This window comes from Citrobacter sp. Cpo148, assembly GCF_030332375.1.
In the GTDB taxonomy this organism is placed as follows: Bacteria; Pseudomonadota; Gammaproteobacteria; order Enterobacterales; family Enterobacteriaceae; genus Citrobacter; species Citrobacter portucalensis.
This window is the reverse complement of record NZ_JAOWHY010000048.1, coordinates 190,248-207,618: the sequence shown is the minus strand read 5'-3', so window position 1 is coordinate 207,618 and position 17,371 is coordinate 190,248. Positions and strand designations below refer to the sequence as shown.

At 54.9% G+C, this 17,371-nt stretch carries 19 protein-coding genes; 8 read left to right on the top strand and 11 right to left on the bottom strand.

What is annotated here, in order from left to right; genetic code table 11:
- Positions 1 to 18: 18 nt before the first annotated feature.
- Entirely contained in the window at positions 19 to 564 is a 546-nt protein-coding gene (gene hydN / locus OGY10_RS19565) for an electron transport protein HydN (protein ID WP_003037366.1), read from the bottom strand.
- 145 nt (positions 565 to 709) lie between these two features.
- Positions 710 to 1,723, bottom strand: a complete 1,014-nt coding sequence (locus tag OGY10_RS19560; protein ID WP_079934226.1) for a LacI family DNA-binding transcriptional regulator — start codon at positions 1,721 to 1,723, stop codon at positions 710 to 712.
- A 264-nt stretch (positions 1,724 to 1,987) separates the two neighbouring features.
- Here OGY10_RS19560 and ascF point away from each other — a divergent pair, with 264 nt between their 5' ends.
- The 3 genes from ascF to OGY10_RS19545 all read left to right on the top strand — a co-directional run bounded on the left by ascF (position 1,988) and on the right by OGY10_RS19545 (position 5,301).
- Positions 1,988 to 3,442 carry a PTS cellobiose/arbutin/salicin transporter subunit IIBC gene (ascF, locus tag OGY10_RS19555; protein WP_032944740.1) on the top strand — a complete coding sequence of 485 codons (1,455 nt, stop codon included), beginning with the start codon at positions 1,988 to 1,990 and terminating at the stop codon, positions 3,440 to 3,442.
- A 22-nt stretch (positions 3,443 to 3,464) separates the two neighbouring features.
- On the top strand, positions 3,465 to 4,889 hold the full coding sequence (locus OGY10_RS19550; RefSeq protein WP_032945485.1) for a 6-phospho-beta-glucosidase: 1,425 nt from the start codon (positions 3,465 to 3,467) through the stop codon (positions 4,887 to 4,889).
- Between the two features lie 172 nt (positions 4,890 to 5,061).
- Positions 5,062 to 5,301, top strand: coding sequence for a SymE family type I addiction module toxin (locus tag OGY10_RS19545; protein ID WP_008785630.1), 240 nt, complete (start codon positions 5,062 to 5,064; stop codon positions 5,299 to 5,301).
- Between the two features lie 56 nt (positions 5,302 to 5,357).
- Here OGY10_RS19545 and hycI read toward each other — a convergent pair whose 3' ends face one another.
- The 9 genes from hycI to hycA form a co-directional block, all read right to left on the bottom strand.
- A complete protein-coding gene (gene hycI / locus OGY10_RS19540; protein ID WP_003037382.1) occupies positions 5,358 to 5,828 on the bottom strand; it encodes a hydrogenase maturation peptidase HycI in 471 nt (156 codons plus the stop codon).
- The gene (locus tag OGY10_RS19535) at positions 5,821 to 6,231 is read right to left on the bottom strand and encodes a formate hydrogenlyase maturation HycH family protein (RefSeq protein ID WP_003037385.1); all 411 of its coding nucleotides are present in this window, start codon (positions 6,229 to 6,231) and stop codon (positions 5,821 to 5,823) included. Before OGY10_RS19535 ends, hycI begins: the two co-directional genes overlap by 8 nt.
- The gene (hycG, locus tag OGY10_RS19530) at positions 6,228 to 6,995 is read right to left on the bottom strand and encodes a formate hydrogenlyase subunit HycG (protein WP_286577245.1); all 768 of its coding nucleotides are present in this window, start codon (positions 6,993 to 6,995) and stop codon (positions 6,228 to 6,230) included. The genes OGY10_RS19535 and hycG overlap by 4 nt, the downstream gene beginning before the upstream one ends.
- Positions 6,995 to 7,537, bottom strand: a complete 543-nt coding sequence (locus OGY10_RS19525) for a formate hydrogenlyase complex iron-sulfur subunit (protein WP_003825918.1) — start codon at positions 7,535 to 7,537, stop codon at positions 6,995 to 6,997. Before OGY10_RS19525 ends, hycG begins: the two co-directional genes overlap by 1 nt.
- A 9-nt stretch (positions 7,538 to 7,546) precedes the next feature.
- Positions 7,547 to 9,256 carry a formate hydrogenlyase subunit HycE gene (gene hycE / locus OGY10_RS19520; RefSeq protein ID WP_003037393.1) on the bottom strand — a complete coding sequence of 570 codons (1,710 nt, stop codon included), beginning with the start codon at positions 9,254 to 9,256 and terminating at the stop codon, positions 7,547 to 7,549.
- A 17-nt stretch (positions 9,257 to 9,273) separates the two neighbouring features.
- Positions 9,274 to 10,197: a respiratory chain complex I subunit 1 family protein gene (locus tag OGY10_RS19515; protein WP_003825914.1), complete on the bottom strand. Its 924-nt coding sequence runs from the start codon at positions 10,195 to 10,197 to the stop codon at positions 9,274 to 9,276.
- Between the two features lie 2 nt (positions 10,198 to 10,199).
- Positions 10,200 to 12,026 (bottom strand): formate hydrogenlyase subunit 3, encoded by a 1,827-nt coding sequence (gene hycC, locus OGY10_RS19510; protein ID WP_003825912.1) that lies wholly within the window; start codon positions 12,024 to 12,026, stop codon positions 10,200 to 10,202.
- A complete protein-coding gene (hycB, locus tag OGY10_RS19505; protein WP_003825909.1) occupies positions 12,023 to 12,634 on the bottom strand; it encodes a formate hydrogenlyase subunit HycB in 612 nt (203 codons plus the stop codon). Before hycB ends, hycC begins: the two co-directional genes overlap by 4 nt.
- 143 nt (positions 12,635 to 12,777) lie before the next feature.
- Positions 12,778 to 13,236 carry a formate hydrogenlyase regulator HycA gene (gene hycA, locus OGY10_RS19500; protein ID WP_008785633.1) on the bottom strand — a complete coding sequence of 153 codons (459 nt, stop codon included), beginning with the start codon at positions 13,234 to 13,236 and terminating at the stop codon, positions 12,778 to 12,780.
- Positions 13,237 to 13,434: 198 nt separating this feature from the next.
- On the opposite strand from hycA, the gene hypA reads away from it, so the two are divergent.
- The 5 genes from hypA to hypE all read left to right on the top strand — a co-directional run bounded on the left by hypA (position 13,435) and on the right by hypE (position 17,174).
- Entirely contained in the window at positions 13,435 to 13,806 is a 372-nt protein-coding gene (gene hypA / locus OGY10_RS19495; RefSeq protein WP_008785634.1) for a hydrogenase maturation nickel metallochaperone HypA, read from the top strand.
- A 103-nt stretch (positions 13,807 to 13,909) separates the two neighbouring features.
- The gene (gene hypB / locus OGY10_RS19490; RefSeq protein WP_003037409.1) at positions 13,910 to 14,782 is read left to right on the top strand and encodes a hydrogenase nickel incorporation protein HypB; all 873 of its coding nucleotides are present in this window, start codon (positions 13,910 to 13,912) and stop codon (positions 14,780 to 14,782) included.
- Positions 14,773 to 15,045: a hydrogenase 3 maturation protein HypC gene (hypC, locus tag OGY10_RS19485; protein ID WP_003037411.1), complete on the top strand. Its 273-nt coding sequence runs from the start codon at positions 14,773 to 14,775 to the stop codon at positions 15,043 to 15,045. The genes hypB and hypC overlap by 10 nt, the downstream gene beginning before the upstream one ends.
- Positions 15,046 to 16,167, top strand: coding sequence for a hydrogenase formation protein HypD (hypD, locus tag OGY10_RS19480; RefSeq protein WP_103014823.1), 1,122 nt, complete (start codon positions 15,046 to 15,048; stop codon positions 16,165 to 16,167). It begins immediately after the preceding gene.
- Entirely contained in the window at positions 16,164 to 17,174 is a 1,011-nt protein-coding gene (hypE, locus tag OGY10_RS19475) for a hydrogenase maturation carbamoyl dehydratase HypE (RefSeq protein WP_100271977.1), read from the top strand. Before hypD ends, hypE begins: the two co-directional genes overlap by 4 nt.
- Positions 17,175 to 17,371: the final 197 nt, after the last annotated feature.

Sequence of the window (17,371 nt, the reverse complement as noted above, 5' to 3'; positions counted from 1 at the left end):
TACGCGGATTTTCAGATATCAGAACAGCAAAGATGCGGTGGAATCCAGCGCGGCGCGACGACGTTTTTCCGCGCTCAGTTGCTCAAGCTTATTGCGATCCACATATATCAGCGCGTGAGTCGGGCACACTTCCATACAGGCAGGACCGGCCTCACGATGGTGGCACAGGTCGCACTTATTGGCTTCAGCTTTTTCTGCGCGGACGTTCAGACCTGCGCCGCTGTTACGCACGACCGGACGCACGACCACTTCCATTGCGCCGTAAGGACAAGCCACAACGCAGGTTTTACAGCCAATGCAACGTTCCTGCATTACATGAACAAAACCTTTATCACGGCTGATCGCACCGTTCGGACAGACGTTAGCGCACGGCGCGTCTTCGCACTGGCGGCACAGCGTCGCCGTGGAGACATTAACGCCTTTGATGACGTGAATGCGGGGTAAAAAGGTTTCAGGGGTCAGCGATGCGCAGTCCTGGTTATCCTGATGGGATACCACGCAGGCCACTTCACAGGTACGGCAACCAATGCATTTATTGGCGTCTGCAATGATGAAACGGTTCATCAATTTCTCCAGCAATGACAGAATATCTGCCGAAGCATACACAAATCGTGCCAGAATTTAATTTGCTGTTATTAAAGGAATTTTATAATAAAGAACGCAAGAAGGGCGTGTCATCGTCACTAGTGACGATGACAAATGACAGCCGTCAGCGCGAAACGGGCGGCGCAACTGAGTCGCGCGCAATGAGTTCACCGGTGAAGGTCTTTGACGGCGTAAACGCCCCGTCACCTAACATAAAGATCAGGCGCCCAATCGTTTCCTGAATCATTTCTGTTACCGGAATTTTAACGCTGGAAAGCGCCGGAATAGTGTATGGCGCGAGGGCGATATCATCAAAGCCAATCACCGACACCTGTGCGGGAACGCTCACACCATGCTCGTGCAACTGCTTCATCGCGCCGATCGCCATATCGTCATTGCTGGCCACCAATGCGGTAAAATTGACCTTGCGCGAAAGCAAAGTATCCACACCCGCTGCGCCGCAGGCTGGCGTCCATTTCCCTTTAACAATCAGATCATTATTTAGCGCGATCCCATGATGTGCCAGCGCGTCTTTATAGCCTGAAAGTCGCTCCACGCCGGTTGGCGAATCCATCGAGCCGGTAATAAAACCAATCTCTTTATGCCCGGCGGCAATGAGCTGAGTAACGGCGTTAAAGCTGGTCTGCTTTTGATCGCACCATACGCTATGGCTACTGTTTTTCCGCAGGCGTCGATTAAGCACCATAATCGGCTGGCTGTGGGCATCGATGATGTCATCTATCTCATCCACGCTGAGAAAACGCGGATAAATCATAATCGCGTCACAGCGCAGGTCGAGCAGGTACTGGATCGCCTGGCGCTCTTCCTCAGCGCTATGCTTACCGTCAGCCAGTAACAGCTGGCGCCCTTTATCTTCCGCCATCCGCGCGGTATGAAACAGCAGTTCGCTGAAATAGACGCCGTGATAAAGGGTGTTTGTTACCACCAGACCTAGTGTCTGCGTGGTTTTCGCCGCGAGACTGCGCGCCAGCAAATTTGGGCGGTAACCACTCTCTTCAATGGCCTGAAACACGCGGTCTTTGGTTTCCTGGCTGACATAGCCGTTTCCGGAAAGCACCCGGGAAACCGTCGCTTTCGACACTCCGGCACGCTTCGCCACCTCCAGCATCGTGGTCATATTACTCATCCCTTTTATCTCGATGTGACGCAGTGTACTGCACCGTTTTGCCGCTGTCCTTGCTGCTAAATCGCAGACGCTGACATCTGGTGATCGGAGTCACAATTACAAAAATTGATCAAAATTAAATCTTGATTAGTTAATACAATTTAAACATGATTTTGTGGAACCGGTTTCCTATCTGCGTTTCATCAACCCAGAAAAGCGACCCACGTAAACGGATAAAAAATAACGTACTCTACTGATAAAACAGGATTAAATCCGATGTCCAAGAATTATGCAGCGCTGGCGCGCTCCGTTGTGACGGCTCTGGGAGGCGTCGACAACATCACAGCAGTGACCCACTGTATGACCCGTTTGCGTTTCGTTATCAAAGATGACTCGCAGGTCGACAGCGCGACGCTGAAAACCCTCACTGGCGTGCTGGGCGTGGTGCGCAACGAGAACCAATGTCAGGTGATTATCGGCAACACCGTTTCGCAGGCGTATCGTGAAGTGGTCAGCCTGTTGCCTGCCAACATGCAGCCTGCTGAGCCGCAAATCAAACCCCGACTGACGCTGAAGCGGATTGGCGCGGGGATCCTTGATGCGCTGATCGGCACAATGTCGCCGTTGATCCCGGCGATTATCGGCGGATCAATGCTCAAGCTGCTGGCGATGGTTCTGGAAATGACCGGCGTGCTGGTGAAAGGATCGTCCACGCTCACCATTCTGACCGTCATTGGCGACGGTGCATTCTTCTTCCTGCCGCTGATGGTCGCCGCGTCGGCCGCTATCAAATTCAAAACCAACATGTCGCTGGCTATCGCCATCGCGGGCGTACTGGTGCATCCCAGCTTTATCGACCTGATGGCGAAGGCCGCGCAGGGTGAGCACGTTGAGTTTGCCCTGATCCCAGTGACGGCGGTGAAATACACCTACACGGTGATCCCGGCGCTGGTCATGACCTGGTGCTTGTCATACATCGAACGTTGGGTCGATCGTATAACTCCGGCGGTGACCAAAAACTTCCTCAAACCGATGCTGATCGTGCTGATCGCCGCCCCGCTCGCCATCGTCATCATTGGCCCGATCGGTATCTGGATTGGTAGCGCGATTTCAGCGCTGGTCTATACCATCCACGGCTATCTCGGCTGGCTGTCAGTGGCCATTATGGGCGCGCTGTGGCCGCTGCTGGTAATGACCGGTATGCACCGTGTCTTTACGCCAACCATTATTCAGACCATTGCCGAAACCGGAAAAGAAGGCATGGTGATGCCGTCGGAAATCGGTGCCAACTTGTCGTTAGGTGGTTCATCGCTGGCAGTGGCATGGAAAACCAAAAACCCGGAGCTGCGCCAGACGGCGTTAGCGGCCGCCGCCTCAGCCATCATGGCGGGCATTTCCGAACCCGCGCTGTATGGCGTGGCAATCCGCCTGAAACGTCCGCTGATTGCGAGCCTTATCAGCGGTTTTATCTGCGGTGCTGTTGCAGGAATGGCCGGGCTTGCAAGCCACTCCATGGCGGCTCCAGGTCTGTTCACCAGCGTCCAGTTTTTCGATCCGGCCAATCCGATGACCATCGTTTGGGTATTTGGCGTGATGGCGCTGGCGGTAGTGCTTTCTTTTGTACTAACGCTGATTCTCGGCTTTGAAGATATTCCTGTCGAAGATGCAGCCGCGCAGGCCAGAAAAAACCAGGCCGCACAACCGGGCAATATCAATGGAGCCAGCATTTGACTGGTACGAACTGAGGTTAATTATGTCTGTTTTTCCGCAAGGATTTTTATGGGGCGGCGCACTGGCCGCCAACCAATCTGAAGGGGCATACCGGGAAGGCGGCAAAGGGCTGACTACCGTCGATATGATCCCCCACGGCACACACCGCATGCCCGTCAAACTGGGTCAGGAAAAGCGCTTTACGCTGCGGGATGACGAATTTTATCCCAGCCATCAGGCGATCGACTTTTATCATCGCTATAAAGAAGATATCGCGCTAATGGCGGAAATGGGGTTTACAGTTTTTCGTACTTCCATTGCCTGGAGCCGCCTCTACCCTAACGGCGACGAGCTGACGCCGAATGAAGACGGAATTGCGTTTTATCGGGCCGTGTTTGCCGAGTGTAAAAAATACGGTATTGAGCCATTAGTCACGCTGTGTCACTTCGATGTGCCTATGCATCTGGTCACCGAGTACGGCTCCTGGCGTAACCGCAAAATGGTGGAGTTCTTTACCCGCTACGCGCGTACCTGCTTCGAGGCCTTTGACGGTCTGGTGAAGTACTGGCTGACGTTCAACGAAATCAACATTATGCTGCACAGCCCCTTTTCAGGCGCCGGGCTGGTATTTGAAGAAGGTGAAAATCAGGATCAGGTAAAATATCAGTCCGCTCACCACGAACTGATAGCCAGCGCCCTGGCGACTAAAATAGCCCATGAAATTAATCCGCAAAACCAGGTCGGTTGTATGCTGGCTGGCGGTAATTTTTATCCTTACTCGTGTAAGCCGGAAGATGTGTGGACCGCACTGGAAAAAGACCGTGAAAACCTGTTCTTTATTGATGTGCAGGCGCGCGGGGCCTACCCGGCTTACTCTGCCCGCGTGTTTCGCGAAAAAGGCGTGGTAATCGAAAAAGCCCCGGAAGACGACGACATCCTGAAAAACACCGTCGATTTCGTCTCTTTCAGCTATTACGCATCGCGCTGCGCCTCCGCTGAAATGAACACGGGCAATACTAGTGCCGCCAACGTGGTGAAGTCGCTGCGTAATCCGTACATTGCCGCCAGTGAATGGGGCTGGGGAATCGATCCGCTCGGCCTGCGCATCACCATGAATATGATGTATGACCGCTACCAGAAACCGCTGTTTCTGGTGGAAAACGGGCTGGGAGCGAAAGATGAAATTGATGCCAACGGTGAGATCAATGACGACTATCGCATCAGCTATTTACGCGAGCATATTCGCGCCATGGCAGACGCGATTGAAGATGGCGTGCCGCTGATGGGTTACACCACCTGGGGCTGTATCGATCTGGTTTCAGCCTCAACCGGTGAGATGAGCAAACGCTACGGTTTTGTATATGTGGACCGCGATGACGCGGGCAACGGCACGCTGGCACGTACACGCAAGAAATCATTCTGGTGGTACAAAAAAGTCATCGCCAGTAACGGTGCCGATCTGGCATGACGGATCTGCCGGAGGGGGTTACAGCCTTCCGGCAGAAGTACATATTTTCATTTCATTTATTACATTCCGGATTTGGAATCGTCCTTCCAGTTTCAGATTTGCCCTCCCCCTTTTTTACTGGCATTTTATTCAGTAGTTTTTAATCCTGGCCGTTCACCACAAGGAAGCGTGCATGTTTGATAAAAAGGGCAAAACAGCGGTGGCAATCACCAAACCAGTACGTCGCTTGAAAGTCAGCTATGTCAGAAAACGCCATGAAGATCCAAAAACGGGTTATACGCGACGAATCAGTCGTCACGCCTCACTCACGCTGAACGGCGACTGGCTGGAACAAGCGGGATTCCCTACCGGGACGGCAGTGAATGTATCAGTGATGCAGGGGAAATTAATTATTGAGCAGGCAATTGAATGACGAGGATACACTGGGAAAACAGGCCGGATGTCGTTCACATCCGGCACTGATACGGTTTACTCTTCTGGTGCTTCCAGCTCGGAGAATCCACCGTGCCCTTCCCAACCGGCTAATCGCTGATAGACGGTATCAACCGCATCTTTGATCGGCTGTGTCATCGGGTAGTAAAAACCGACGATGTCCGGTTGAATGCCGAGGAAAATCACCTCACCAACATCGTCTTTCAGCTGATCTACCAGGTAGTTCAGCGGCATGTTGTGGGTGGTCATCATGAACATCTCGGCAATGTCATCAGGATCGATAATGCGGATTTCACCGGGGTTCAGCCCCATATCGGTGGCATCAACAATCAACAAACGTTGCGGACGCAGTTCACGAATGGCGACAATATCGTTCTCCGGCGCGCTACCGCCGTCAATGACAACCCAGTTGCCTTGAGGATTTGCAGCACACATTTCAGCCAGCAGCGGGCCCGCGCCGTCATCGCCCATCATGCTGTTACCCACACATAATAAAACGTCAGTCACGGTGTCTCCTCACCATCAGATAGATGGCGCTTTCCTGGTGTATGTCGTGCAGCATGCTAAGCATCAGCTTGCTCCACTCCTGCTGCTGCGGGGTCTGCACGGCACGCGCATCATCGAACGCGCGCGCCAGCATTTGTACATGGTTGAAATCGATAACGATCTCGCCGTATTTCGGCACGCCTTCCATTTTCCGGCGGGCTTCGCTTCCCTCAGCAAGGGTAGCAATCCATGCCAGATATTCGTCCCATGGACAAGTTAACGCCGCTTCCAGGCAATCGATGATCCCAAGGTGGTGACCAATCGCCAGGCTGTAATAGACAACCTGCTGCGCCTCAGCAGGCGTCGCATCGTTCTCATCAATAAACTTACGGCTCAGTTGACTGAACACCACCGTTTCACTCATCGGATACGCGCCTCTTCGACAACATGATTAAGATGCGTGACGATCTCGGTCAGACGCGGATCGTTTTCCGCTTCCAGCCAGCGCGCCACCTGATGCTCGCCCTGCCCTAACTGCGTCATATAGTCATCAGCAATCTGGCGACCATAGCGGTATCCCGCCAGACGGCGAGCCTCGCGATCCACCTTCACGCGCAGCGGCTGAACCATGTCCGGATGCAGAATTTCCGCCGGCTGTTCGTCCAGTTCACCCGGCGCACGCGCGTGAATTTTTTGCTCCAGCAGACCCAGCGCCATGGCAAAACCATACAGCGTTGCCGCAGGCGTCGGCGGACAACCTGGAATATATACGTCCACCGGTACGATTTTGTCCGTGCCGCCCCATACGCAGTATAAGTCGTGGAAGATACCGCCGCTGTTACCGCAGGCACCGTAAGAGATACAAATTTTCGGATCTGGCGCAGACTGCCAGGCACGCAGCGCCGGAGAGCGCATGGCACGGGTTACCGCGCCGGTAAACAGCAGAATATCCGCATGGCGCGGTGACGGGACGACTTTGATGCCAAAACGTTCGGCATCAAACAGCGGAGAAAGCGTAGCAAAGATTTCGATTTCGCAACCGTTGCAGCCGCCGCAGTCCACGCGGTAAACATACGCTGAACGCTTGATGCTTTTCAGCAGCGATGCTTTCATGCTGGCAATGGATTCATCCACCGTCATCGGTACCGGAATACCGTTGACGTCACGTGGGCCTAATAAATTGCTCATCAGCTGGCCTCTTTCATATGGCGAGTCAGTTCAATACGGTCAGACGGCACCAGGCATTTCTGGCGCTTACAGTCCGGGCAGGTCTCAAAGCTTTCACGGTGGTTTTCCGCGCGGGTATCACCGTTGTGCTTAAGCAGCGCAATGGCGTAATCAATCTCTTTTTGCACCGCAAACGGACGGTTACATACGCGGCAATTGCACAGGCCAAAACGAGACTGCTGCAAGAAATCATCTTTCTTCCACACCGCCAGCTCATACTCCTGCGACAGCTTGATTGCCGCTGTCGGACAGACTTCTTCGCAGCGGGCGCAGAAGATGCAGCGACCGAGGTTGAACTGCCACGCCAGCTCATTGGTGACCAGATCGGTTTCTACCGTCAGCGCGTTCGACGGGCACGCATTCACACAGGCCGCACAGCCGATGCACTGCTGCGGATTATGTTCCGGTTTGCCACGGAAGTTTTTATCGACCGCAATCGGTTCCAGCGGATACGACGACGTCGGTGCCCCGGTTTTGATGACTTTTTTGATAAAGGTAAACATGGCGATTCCTTATTTCAGCGGCGAGTTTTTACGCTCGATGCTGTAGCGCTCAAGTTCTTTGTACGGCACGACTTTGCTCTTCTTCTTACGCACATCGACCACAGTCATACGGTCAGTACAGGAGTAGCAAGGATCGAGGCTACCGATAATCAGCGGGGCATCGGAAACGGTATTGCCACGCAGCATGTAGCGCAGCGTCGGCCAGTTGGCGTAAGTCGCCGCACGGCAGCGCCAGCGATACAGTTTCTGGTTGTCGCCGGTCATGCTCCAGTGGATGTCATCTCCACGCGGCGCTTCAGCAAAGCCCAGTGCGAAACGGTGAGGAATATAGGTAAAGCCTTCCACCATCAGCGGGCCGCCCGGCAGGTTATCCAGACCAAAGTCGATCATATTCAGCGCGGTGTAGACTTCATTAATACGGACTTTCAGGCGAGAAATAACGTCGCAGCCCTGCTCGCTGTGCACTTCCATCGGCAGCAGACCATAGCCGACAAACGGGTGATCGGCGCGGGTGTCACGCGCGTGGCCGCTGGCGCGAACCATCGGGCCGACGTTACTGAAGTCACGGGCAATTTCCGGATCAAGACGACCAATACCAACGGTACGCTGTTCCATGTTTGGCGTGCTGAGCAGCATATCGACCAGTTCCTGCACGTCACGACGCATCTGCTGCGCCAGTTGACGGGTCTGGATCATATCTTCTTTCAGCAGATCACGACGGATACCGCCGATCAGGTTCAGACCGTAGGTTTTACGTGCCCCAGTGAGGATCTCCGCCATCTTCATCGACGTTTCACGCACGCGGAAGAACTGCATAAAGCCGGAGTCAAAACCGGTGAAGTGACAGGCCAGGCCGAGGTTGAGCAGGTGCGAGTGCAGACGCTCAACTTCCAGCAGAATAGCGCGGATCATCTGCGCACGTTCCGGCACCACGATGCCCATCGCATTCTCAACGGAGGTGGTATAAGCGGTGCTATGCGCAAAGCCGCAGATGCCGCACACGCGATCCGACAGGAACGTCACTTCGTTATAACCCATGCGGGTTTCCGCCAGTTTCTCCATGCCGCGGTGGACATAGAACAGACGGTAATCGGCGTCGATAATGTTCTCGCCGTCAACGAACAGGCGGAAGTGACCGGGTTCATCGGAGGTGACGTGCAACGGGCCAATCGGCACCACGTTATTTTTCTTGTCGCCCAGTTCGTTGATGAACTCGTAGGTTTCAGCATCGGTAGTCGGCGCCGGGCGCTGACGATAATCCATGCTGTCTTTACGCAGCGGATAGAGTTCGTCCGGCCAGTCATCCGGTAACACCAGACGGCGCTCATCCGGTAAACCAACCGGGATCAAACCGTACATGTCGCGCACTTCACGCTCGCCCCAGACCGCTGCTGGAACGCGCGGCGTGACGGACGGGAACTCCAGTTTATTGGCATCGACTTCAACGCGGACGGTTATCCAGCACTTGGTGCCCTGCTCCATCGACATCACGTAATAAACGGCGTAATGACCGCACAGCTGACGTTCGTCGTTACCAAACAGCACGGATAACCAGCCGCCCTGTTTGTAGTACAGGAACTCCACCACTTCCGGCAGGTAGTTCACCTTGACGGTGATCGTCAGCTGATCTTTGGTCTGCCAGGCTTCATCCAGCACCACGCCCGGAAAGGCCTGGTGCAGCGCAGCGAGATATTGTTGACCTAATTTTTCTTCAGACATGCTCAAACTCTCTTAAATCACGCCACCAGCAAGGAGACGAACGCTAAAAACGCAAACCCAAAACCGGCCCAGGTCACGCGTGAAGTGGCGCAAAAACGCAGACGCGCCATGCTGTTTTCGAACAGGGCGATGACCAGCACGCCGAGGACCAGCTTGACGACGGCAATCACCAGCGCCAGCAGCAGTCCACCGGCGGTGAAGGTTTCCATCTGTCCCCACGGCAGGAACACGCCAACGAACATTTGCAGAACGACCAGCTGTTTGAGGCTAATGCCCCACTTCAGCACGGCAAAACCGCTGCCGCTGTATTCGGTCAATGGACCTTCCTGCAGCTCCTGCTCTGCTTCCGCCAGATCGAACGGCAGTTTGCCCATTTCGATAAAGGTGGCGAAAGCACAGGCGCACAGTGCCAGAATCAGCGGGATGCTGCGCGCAGCAGGCCAGTGGTAAATGGTATCGGCGATATTGCTGATATGGGTTGAACCCGCAACCTGTGCCGCTACCCACAGCCCCAGCAGCAGGATAGGTTCAACCAGCACGCCGAGCATCGCTTCACGGCTGGCGCCAATGGCGGTAAACGGGCTACCGGTATCCAGTCCCGCGATAGAGAAGAAGAAACGGGCGATGGCGAACAGGTAAATTAAGGTGATCAGATCGCCCAGTTGTGGCAGCGGCGAGCCAACGGTCACTACCGGCAACGCAGTGGCGATAGTCAGCATCACGCCCACCATCACAAACGGCGTCAGGCGGAAAACCCAGCTGGAATCCGCAGGCGCAATGCTCTGACGGCCCAGCAGTTTGATAATGTCGCGGTATTCCTGCAAAACGCCCGGACCGCGGCGATTGTGCAAACGCGCACGCGCCACGCGGGTAACACCGGACAGCAGCGGCGCAACGGCAAACAGCACCAGCGCCTGAATTAACGGATATAAAACACTCATTCTCAGGCTCCTCGTGAAACCACAATCACCACCAGCACCGCCAGCTCAATCAGCGCCAGGCGACGGAACAGCACCGGTGCAGCCGCATTCTGCCAGCCCGGAACCAGTGATACCGGGTTCAGCCATTTACGCAGTTTGAGTACCGGGGCAAAGGCTTCTTTCACCGGCATGGCAAAACCGTGCGCGGTAATCACCATTGACTGCTCGTGATCGTAACCACACACCCATGCCGCACCGCGTGAACGCGACGGCAGACGGTTGCCTTTGAAAATGGCCATGATGATGAACGGCAGCAGCGGACACGCGATCAGCAGCAGCGTGATCATTGGCTGAGAAACGGTGGTGTTCGCGGTTTCCAACGGCAGCGGAACGGCAGAGGAGATCATCGGCAGCAGCCACGGCGCAGCAACGCCGCCAATCACGCAGCAGATAGCCAGCGCGACGACGCTCACTCCCATCAGGATTGGCGCGCAGCAGGCATTTTCAGCTTCCTTCGTGCGCGGTGCGCCAAGGAACGTAACGCCATAGACTTTCGCCATACACATCACCGCCAGCGCGCCGGTAATTGCCAGCCCTACCGCCAGCAACGGTCCTAACAGGCTACCGACAAATGCGCCGCTATTGCCAAGCTTAAAGAAGGACTGGTAGATAACCCACTCACCGGCAAAACCGTTCAGCGGCGGCAGTGCGGCCATCGCCATCAGACCAACCAGCATCGCCAGCGAGATAACCGGCATACGTTTACCGATACCGCCCAGTTTTTCGATATCACGATGACCGGTACGGAACCAGATGCTGCCTGCGCCCAGGAACAGAACGCTTTTGAACAGGCTGTGGTTTACCAGGTGGTACAGACCGCCGGTCAAACCCAGCGCAATCAGTGCCGGTTGATTCAGGGAAATTCCGGTCACGCCAGCGCCCAGACCCAGCAGAATAATGCCGATGTTTTCCAGCGTGTGGTACGCCAGCAGGCGCTGGATATTGTGTTCCATCAGCGCATACAGACCGCCAACAAACGCGGTGATCATGCCCAGCACCAGCAGCGTAATCCCCCACCACAGCGGCGCGTTACCGCCCAGCAGCGACAGGGAGAGAATACCCAGCAGACCAACCTTCATGACGACGGTAGAGAACAGCGCCGCAGCCGGTGCGCTGGCATTGGCGTGTGCCTGTGGCACCCAACCGTGCAGCGGAATAATCCCGGCCAGCAGGCCAAAACCTGCCACGCCCAGCAGCCAGATGTCAGACCCGAGCGGCAGCTCCTGGGTGCGCAGGTCTAGCAGACGCAGCTCCAGAGTGCCGTAACGTTGCCACACCAGGTAGCAGGCGACCGCCAGCAGCAGCGTACCAATACGCCCCAGTGCAAACCACAGTTTGCCTTCTTTACTGCATCCGGTAAGGAACACGGCACACAGCGCCATGATTTCCGCCATCACCACCAGCGTACCGAGGTTGCTGGCAACCACCGCACATACCGCCGCGGCCATCAGCAGATTCACCAGCAGGCCGTTAGCTTTCACCTGCGGATGACGATGCCAGTCAATGTTGTACAGGCTGACAAACAGGCCGCACAGGCCCAGTGTAATCAGCCAGATAGCATTAAGCGGAGTAATTTGCAGACTGTGACCAATAAACGGCATCACGCCGCTCACTGCCAGCGCATTAGTCAGAACGGTAAAACCCGCGGCTGCCGTACACAGGCTGCCGACTGCACCACCAACCCCAGCAATCCATCCGCTCAGCGATTTATGAAATGAAAACAGAAATGCCAGAACCGCAGCCGCTGTAAACCAGGCTACGCCGCTGTTAATCAGTGAAATTGCGCTCATTTTGCATCCCCACTCTGAGCCTGCTGAAACAAGGTGAGATCGCCGAAATCGGTATTGAAAGTCAGCTCACGCTTACGTTTGCTGGCGCGGGCGATATCCATGTTGCTCACCAAGTGCAGGGCTTTGGTCGGACACATGCGCACGCAGGCCGGACCTTGCTCGTCAAAACTACACAGATCGCATTTCACCGCGATGGCACGAACGCCAGGAACCCAGTCCAACAGCGAACTCACGCGAGCAGGCGCTGGCGGAGCCGGAGGCGCTTTTGGCGTATTGGCGTTTGCCGGAATGTGTAGCGGACGGCTACCGGAAAACTCTATCGCGCCAAACGGACAAGCGATCCCGCACAGTTTGCAGCTTACGCACAGGCTTTCGTTCAGCTGTACGGCGCCATCAACGCGGTTAATGGCATTAACCGGACACACGGTGGCGCAAGGCGCATCTTCACACTGGTGGCAAAGCTGCGGCGCGGATTCTTTTTCATTTAACATCACTTTCAGGCGCGGCATTGACTGCAGGCCATGCTGGCGATGTGTCTCTGAGCAGGCGGCTTCACAGGTGTGGCAGCCAATACAAAGAGTGGAGTCAGCAATTACAAAACGATTCACCAGGCATTCCTCAGGTGATAGTCATTTTTGACGAAAACATGTCTACCAAATGTCATTTCGACATTTTTCGACATGCCCATTCCCTAAAACGTCGTGACGCAGTATGTAGACCGCATCATGACAAAGTGGGCAGCACCCGAGGCTTAAGCCGGGCTGTGTCCCTCAACCAGCTGGCTTAAATTCACCGGCATATTGTTCTCAACCGCGGTGTACAGGCTGTCGTAGACGGTGGCGATTTTTTCGAGATAGTGCTCCAGCACCTGCTCGCGATCGCGGTTGCTAATACGCTCATCGACCTTACCGTCGATAGTCAATTCTGCCTGTGCAATCAGCTGCTTATCATCACCGTCTTTCGTTTCAACGTAGTATTCGATGGTATGGCTGTTAAAGCCGTCCGCCAGCGTGACGTAGATAGTGAAGTGTTCAAAAAGGACGAAGCAGAGATCCTTGTCCGGTGCGCAGCTCATCGCATGATGCAAACGCGCTTTTGACAGGGTGATCCCCTGAACCAGCGAGTTGCAGTAAATACGCCACTGGTCCTGTAGGCGACGATGCCGTTCAGCGATGTAATCGGCTTTTTCGCTTATTTCCCAAATAGTCATGTCAGGTTACCCGTTTAGCAGAGATGAACAGCCTTAAGCACATTTCATGCCAAAATTAAATTACTTAATTTTCATATAGATAAAAAATCAAAGGCGGGTGACGACATGTCATTTCGTCATCGTCGTCATTGTCACGAATGAAAAAATTCAACCTGGCATGCTTATTGCTTTTAATACGGCAACTTCACAGGAGGCGGTATGCACGAAATAACCCTCTGCCAACGGGCACTGGAATTGATTGAACAACAGGCCACGCAACACGGTGCTAAGCGAGTAACTGGGGTCTGGCTCAAAATTGGCGCATTTTCTTGCGTAGAAACCAGCGCTCTCTCCTTTTGTTTTGATCTGGTATGCCGCGGGACCCTTGCAGAAGGTTGTAAACTCCACCTCGAAGAACAAGAAGCCGAATGTTGGTGCGAATCTTGTCAGCAATACGTCACGTTACTGACGCAACGCGTGCGCCGATGCCCGCAATGCAACAGCGATATGCTGAGAATTGTGGCCGATGACGGCTTACAGATTCGACGTATTGAAATAGATGAAACTCCAGCGCCGGATGGCGACGCTTAAGCGTCTTATCCAGCCTACAGAAACAGCTCGTTTGTAGGCCGGATAAGGCAACGCAGCCATCCGGCAATAGATGTATCGCAAGTAAAAAGATCAGGAGTGAGCGATGTGTACGACATGTGGTTGCGCTGAAGGCAACCTATATATAGAGGGTGATGAGCATAATCCCCACTCGGCGTTTCGCAGCGCGCCATTTGCCCCGGCGGCTCGTCCGGCGCTGAATATTACCGGTGTGAAGACCTCAAATTTCACACCGAGCCAGACTGAAGAAGGCGATTTGCACTACGGTCACGGTGAGGCCGGAACCCACGCACCAGGTATGAGCCAACGCCGTATGCTGGAAGTGGAAATTGACGTACTGGACAAAAACAACCGCCTCGCCGAGCGCAACCGTGCCCGCTTTGCGGCCCGTCAGCATCTGGTGCTGAACCTTGTTTCAAGCCCGGGCTCTGGTAAAACTACCCTGCTGACCGAAACGCTGATGAAGCTGAAAGATAGCGTGCCGTGCGCCGTTATTGAAGGTGACCAGCAGACGGTGAACGATGCCGCCCGTATTCGCGCCACAGGCACACCCGCCATTCAGGTCAACACCGGTAAAGGTTGCCACCTTGACGCACAAATGATTGCTGACGCCGCGCCGCGTTTGCCGCTTGACGATAACGGTATTCTGTTCATTGAAAACGTCGGCAACCTGGTCTGCCCGGCCAGCTTCGACCTCGGCGAGCGCCATAAAGTGGCCGTGCTTTCAGTAACCGAAGGTGAAGACAAACCGCTGAAATACCCGCATATGTTTGCCGCCGCATCGCTGATGCTGCTCAACAAAGTGGATCTACTGCCGTACCTCAATTTTGACGTTGAAAAATGCATTGCCAGCGCCCGGGAAGTGAACCCGGGGATTGAGATTATCCTAATTTCCGCCACCAGTGGTGAAGGGATGGATCAATGGCTCTCCTGGCTGGAGACGCAGCGATGTGCATAGGTGTTCCGGGTCAAATCCGCACCATTGATGGCAACCAGGCCAAAGTCGACGTTTGCGGTATTCAGCGCGATGTCGACCTGACGCTGGTCGGTAGCTGTGATGAACATGGCCAACCGCGCCTCGGCCAGTGGGTACTGGTCCACGTCGGTTTTGCCATGAGCATCATTAATGAAGCTGAAGCGCGCGATACGCTCGACGCGCTGCAAAACATGTTTGACGTTGAGCCGGATGTCGGCGCGTTGCTGTACGGCGAGGAAAAATAAATGCGTTTTGTTGACGAATACCGCGCACCAGAACAGGTGATGCAGTTGATAGAGCACCTGTGCGAACGTGCCGCCCACCTCTCCTACACGGCTGAACGCCCGCTGCGGATCATGGAAGTTTGTGGTGGTCATACCCACGCTATCTTCAAATTCGGGCTCGACCAGTTGCTACCGGAAAACGTGGAGTTTATTCATGGTCCGGGTTGCCCGGTTTGCGTTCTGCCGATGGGCAGAATCGACAGCTGTGTAGAAATCGCCAGCCATCCAGAAGTGATTTTCTGCACCTTTGGCGACGCTATGCGCGTCCCGGGTAAGCAAGGCTCCCTGCTGCAAGCCAAGGCGCGCGGTGCGGATATCCGTATTGTGTATTCACCGATGGATGCACTGAAGCTGGCGCAGGAAAACCCAACGCGTAAAGTGGTGTTCTTTGGCCTGGGTTTTGAAACCACAATGCCAACGACCGCTATCACCCTGCAACAGGCAAAGCAGCGTGACGTGCAGAACTTTTACTTTTTCTGCCAGCACATCACGCTTATCCCTACGCTGCGCAGTCTGCTGGAACAGCCAGACAACGGTATCGACGCCTTTTTAGCGCCGGGCCACGTCAGCATGGTGATTGGCACCGACGCCTACAACTTCATTGCTTCAGATTTCCATCGCCCGCTGGTGGTCGCCGGTTTCGAACCGCTTGATCTCCTGCAAGGCGTAGTGATGTTAATTGAGCAGAAAATTGCAGCCCAAAGCCAGGTAGAAAACCAGTACCGCCGCGTGGTACCGGATGCCGGTAACGCGTTAGCGCAGCAGGCCATTGCCGAGGTGTTCTGCGTCAATGGTGACAGCGAATGGCGCGGTCTGGGCGTTATCGAATCCTCTGGCGTTCACCTGACGCCGGACTATCATCGCTTTGATGCCGAAGCACATTTCCAGCCAGCGCCGCAGCAGGTATATGACGATCCGCGCGCGCGTTGTGGGGAAGTGCTGACGGGCAGATGTAAACCACATCAGTGCCCGTTATTTGGCAAAACGTGTAACCCGGAGACCGCGTTTGGCGCCCTGATGGTCTCCTCAGAAGGCGCATGTGCCGCCTGGTATCAGTATCGTCAGCAGGAGTGTGAAGCATGAGCAGCGTACAACTCGCCCACGGTAGCGGCGGTCAGGCTATGCAGCAGTTGATCAACAGTCTGTTTATGGAGGCTTTCGCGAATCCGTGGCTGGCGGAACAAGAAGATCAAGCGCGTCTGGAACTGGCACAACTGGTGGCAGAAGGCGACCGTCTGGCGTTTTCAACTGACAGCTACGTTATCGATCCGTTGTTCTTCCCCGGCGGCAATATCGGCAAGCTGGCCATCTGCGGTACGGCTAACGACGTAGCGGTCAGCGGGGCTATTCCACGTTACCTCTCCTGCGGTTTTATCCTCGAAGAGGGTCTGCCGATGGAGACACTGAAAACCGTTGTTAACAGCATGGCAGCAACCGCGCGCGAAGCAGGCATCGCCATCGTGACTGGCGATACCAAAGTCGTGCAGCGTGGTGCAGCAGACAAGCTGTTCATTAACACTGCCGGAATGGGGGCAATTCCCGCCAACATTCACTGGGGTGCACAGACTCTCAGCGTGGGTGATGTGCTGCTGGTCAGTGGCTCTCTTGGCGATCACGGCGCAACTATCCTTAACCTACGCGAGCAATTGGGTCTGGATGGCGAACTGGTCAGCGACTGCGCGGTGTTAACACCTCTTATCCAGACGCTGCGTGATATTCCTGGCGTGAAGGCGCTTCGTGACGCCACCCGTGGCGGCGTGAATGCGGTCACGCATGAATTTGCCGCTGCATGCGGATTTGGTATTGAGCTGTCGGAAGCTGCTCTGCCCGTGAAGCCAGCGGTGCGTGGCGTTTGCGAGCTGCTGGGTCTGGATGCGCTCAACTTTGCTAACGAAGGCAAACTGGTGATTGCCGTTGAACGCCAGGCCGCTGAAACCGTGCTTGCCGCGCTGCGCGCGCATCCGTTAGGACGCGATGCGGCAATGATTGGTGAAGTGGTTGAACGTAAAGGTGTTCGTCTTGCCGGACTCTACGGCGTAAAACGAACCCTCGATTTACCACACGCCGAACCATTACCTCGTATATGCTAGCAGCCGGTTGGCAGCATACTGTAGGCCGGATAAGACGCATTTGCGTCACTATCCGGCATTAACGCTGCATTAACGCCTGATGGCGCTTTGCTTATCAGGCCTACGGATTGCGTGACCAGCGAGTTTGCGGTCAGCCATCCGGCAATAATTTACGACTTATACCTATAATTCATTTACCGTTTTCGCACCGTTCTGCG

Coding starts and splice junctions, on each gene's coding strand:
- hydN (WP_003037366.1), bottom strand. CDS start 564: ATGAACCGTTTCATCATTGCAGACGCCAATAAATGCATTGGTTGCCGT.
- OGY10_RS19560 (WP_079934226.1), bottom strand. CDS start 1,723: ATGACCACGATGCTGGAGGTGGCGAAGCGTGCCGGAGTGTCGAAAGCG.
- ascF (WP_032944740.1), top strand. CDS start 1,988: ATGTCCAAGAATTATGCAGCGCTGGCGCGCTCCGTTGTGACGGCTCTG.
- OGY10_RS19550 (WP_032945485.1), top strand. CDS start 3,465: ATGTCTGTTTTTCCGCAAGGATTTTTATGGGGCGGCGCACTGGCCGCC.
- OGY10_RS19545 (WP_008785630.1), top strand. CDS start 5,062: ATGTTTGATAAAAAGGGCAAAACAGCGGTGGCAATCACCAAACCAGTA.
- OGY10_RS19535 (WP_003037385.1), bottom strand. CDS start 6,231: ATGAGTGAAACGGTGGTGTTCAGTCAACTGAGCCGTAAGTTTATTGAT.
- hycG (WP_286577245.1), bottom strand. CDS start 6,995: ATGAGCAATTTATTAGGCCCACGTGACGTCAACGGTATTCCGGTACCG.
- OGY10_RS19525 (WP_003825918.1), bottom strand. CDS start 7,537: ATGTTTACCTTTATCAAAAAAGTCATCAAAACCGGGGCACCGACGTCG.
- hycE (WP_003037393.1), bottom strand. CDS start 9,256: ATGTCTGAAGAAAAATTAGGTCAACAATATCTCGCTGCGCTGCACCAG.
- OGY10_RS19515 (WP_003825914.1), bottom strand. CDS start 10,197: ATGAGTGTTTTATATCCGTTAATTCAGGCGCTGGTGCTGTTTGCCGTT.
- hycC (WP_003825912.1), bottom strand. CDS start 12,026: ATGAGCGCAATTTCACTGATTAACAGCGGCGTAGCCTGGTTTACAGCG.
- hycA (WP_008785633.1), bottom strand. CDS start 13,236: ATGACTATTTGGGAAATAAGCGAAAAAGCCGATTACATCGCTGAACGG.
- hypA (WP_008785634.1), top strand. CDS start 13,435: ATGCACGAAATAACCCTCTGCCAACGGGCACTGGAATTGATTGAACAA.
- hypB (WP_003037409.1), top strand. CDS start 13,910: ATGTGTACGACATGTGGTTGCGCTGAAGGCAACCTATATATAGAGGGT.
- hypC (WP_003037411.1), top strand. CDS start 14,773: ATGTGCATAGGTGTTCCGGGTCAAATCCGCACCATTGATGGCAACCAG.
- hypD (WP_103014823.1), top strand. CDS start 15,046: ATGCGTTTTGTTGACGAATACCGCGCACCAGAACAGGTGATGCAGTTG.
- hypE (WP_100271977.1), top strand. CDS start 16,164: ATGAGCAGCGTACAACTCGCCCACGGTAGCGGCGGTCAGGCTATGCAG.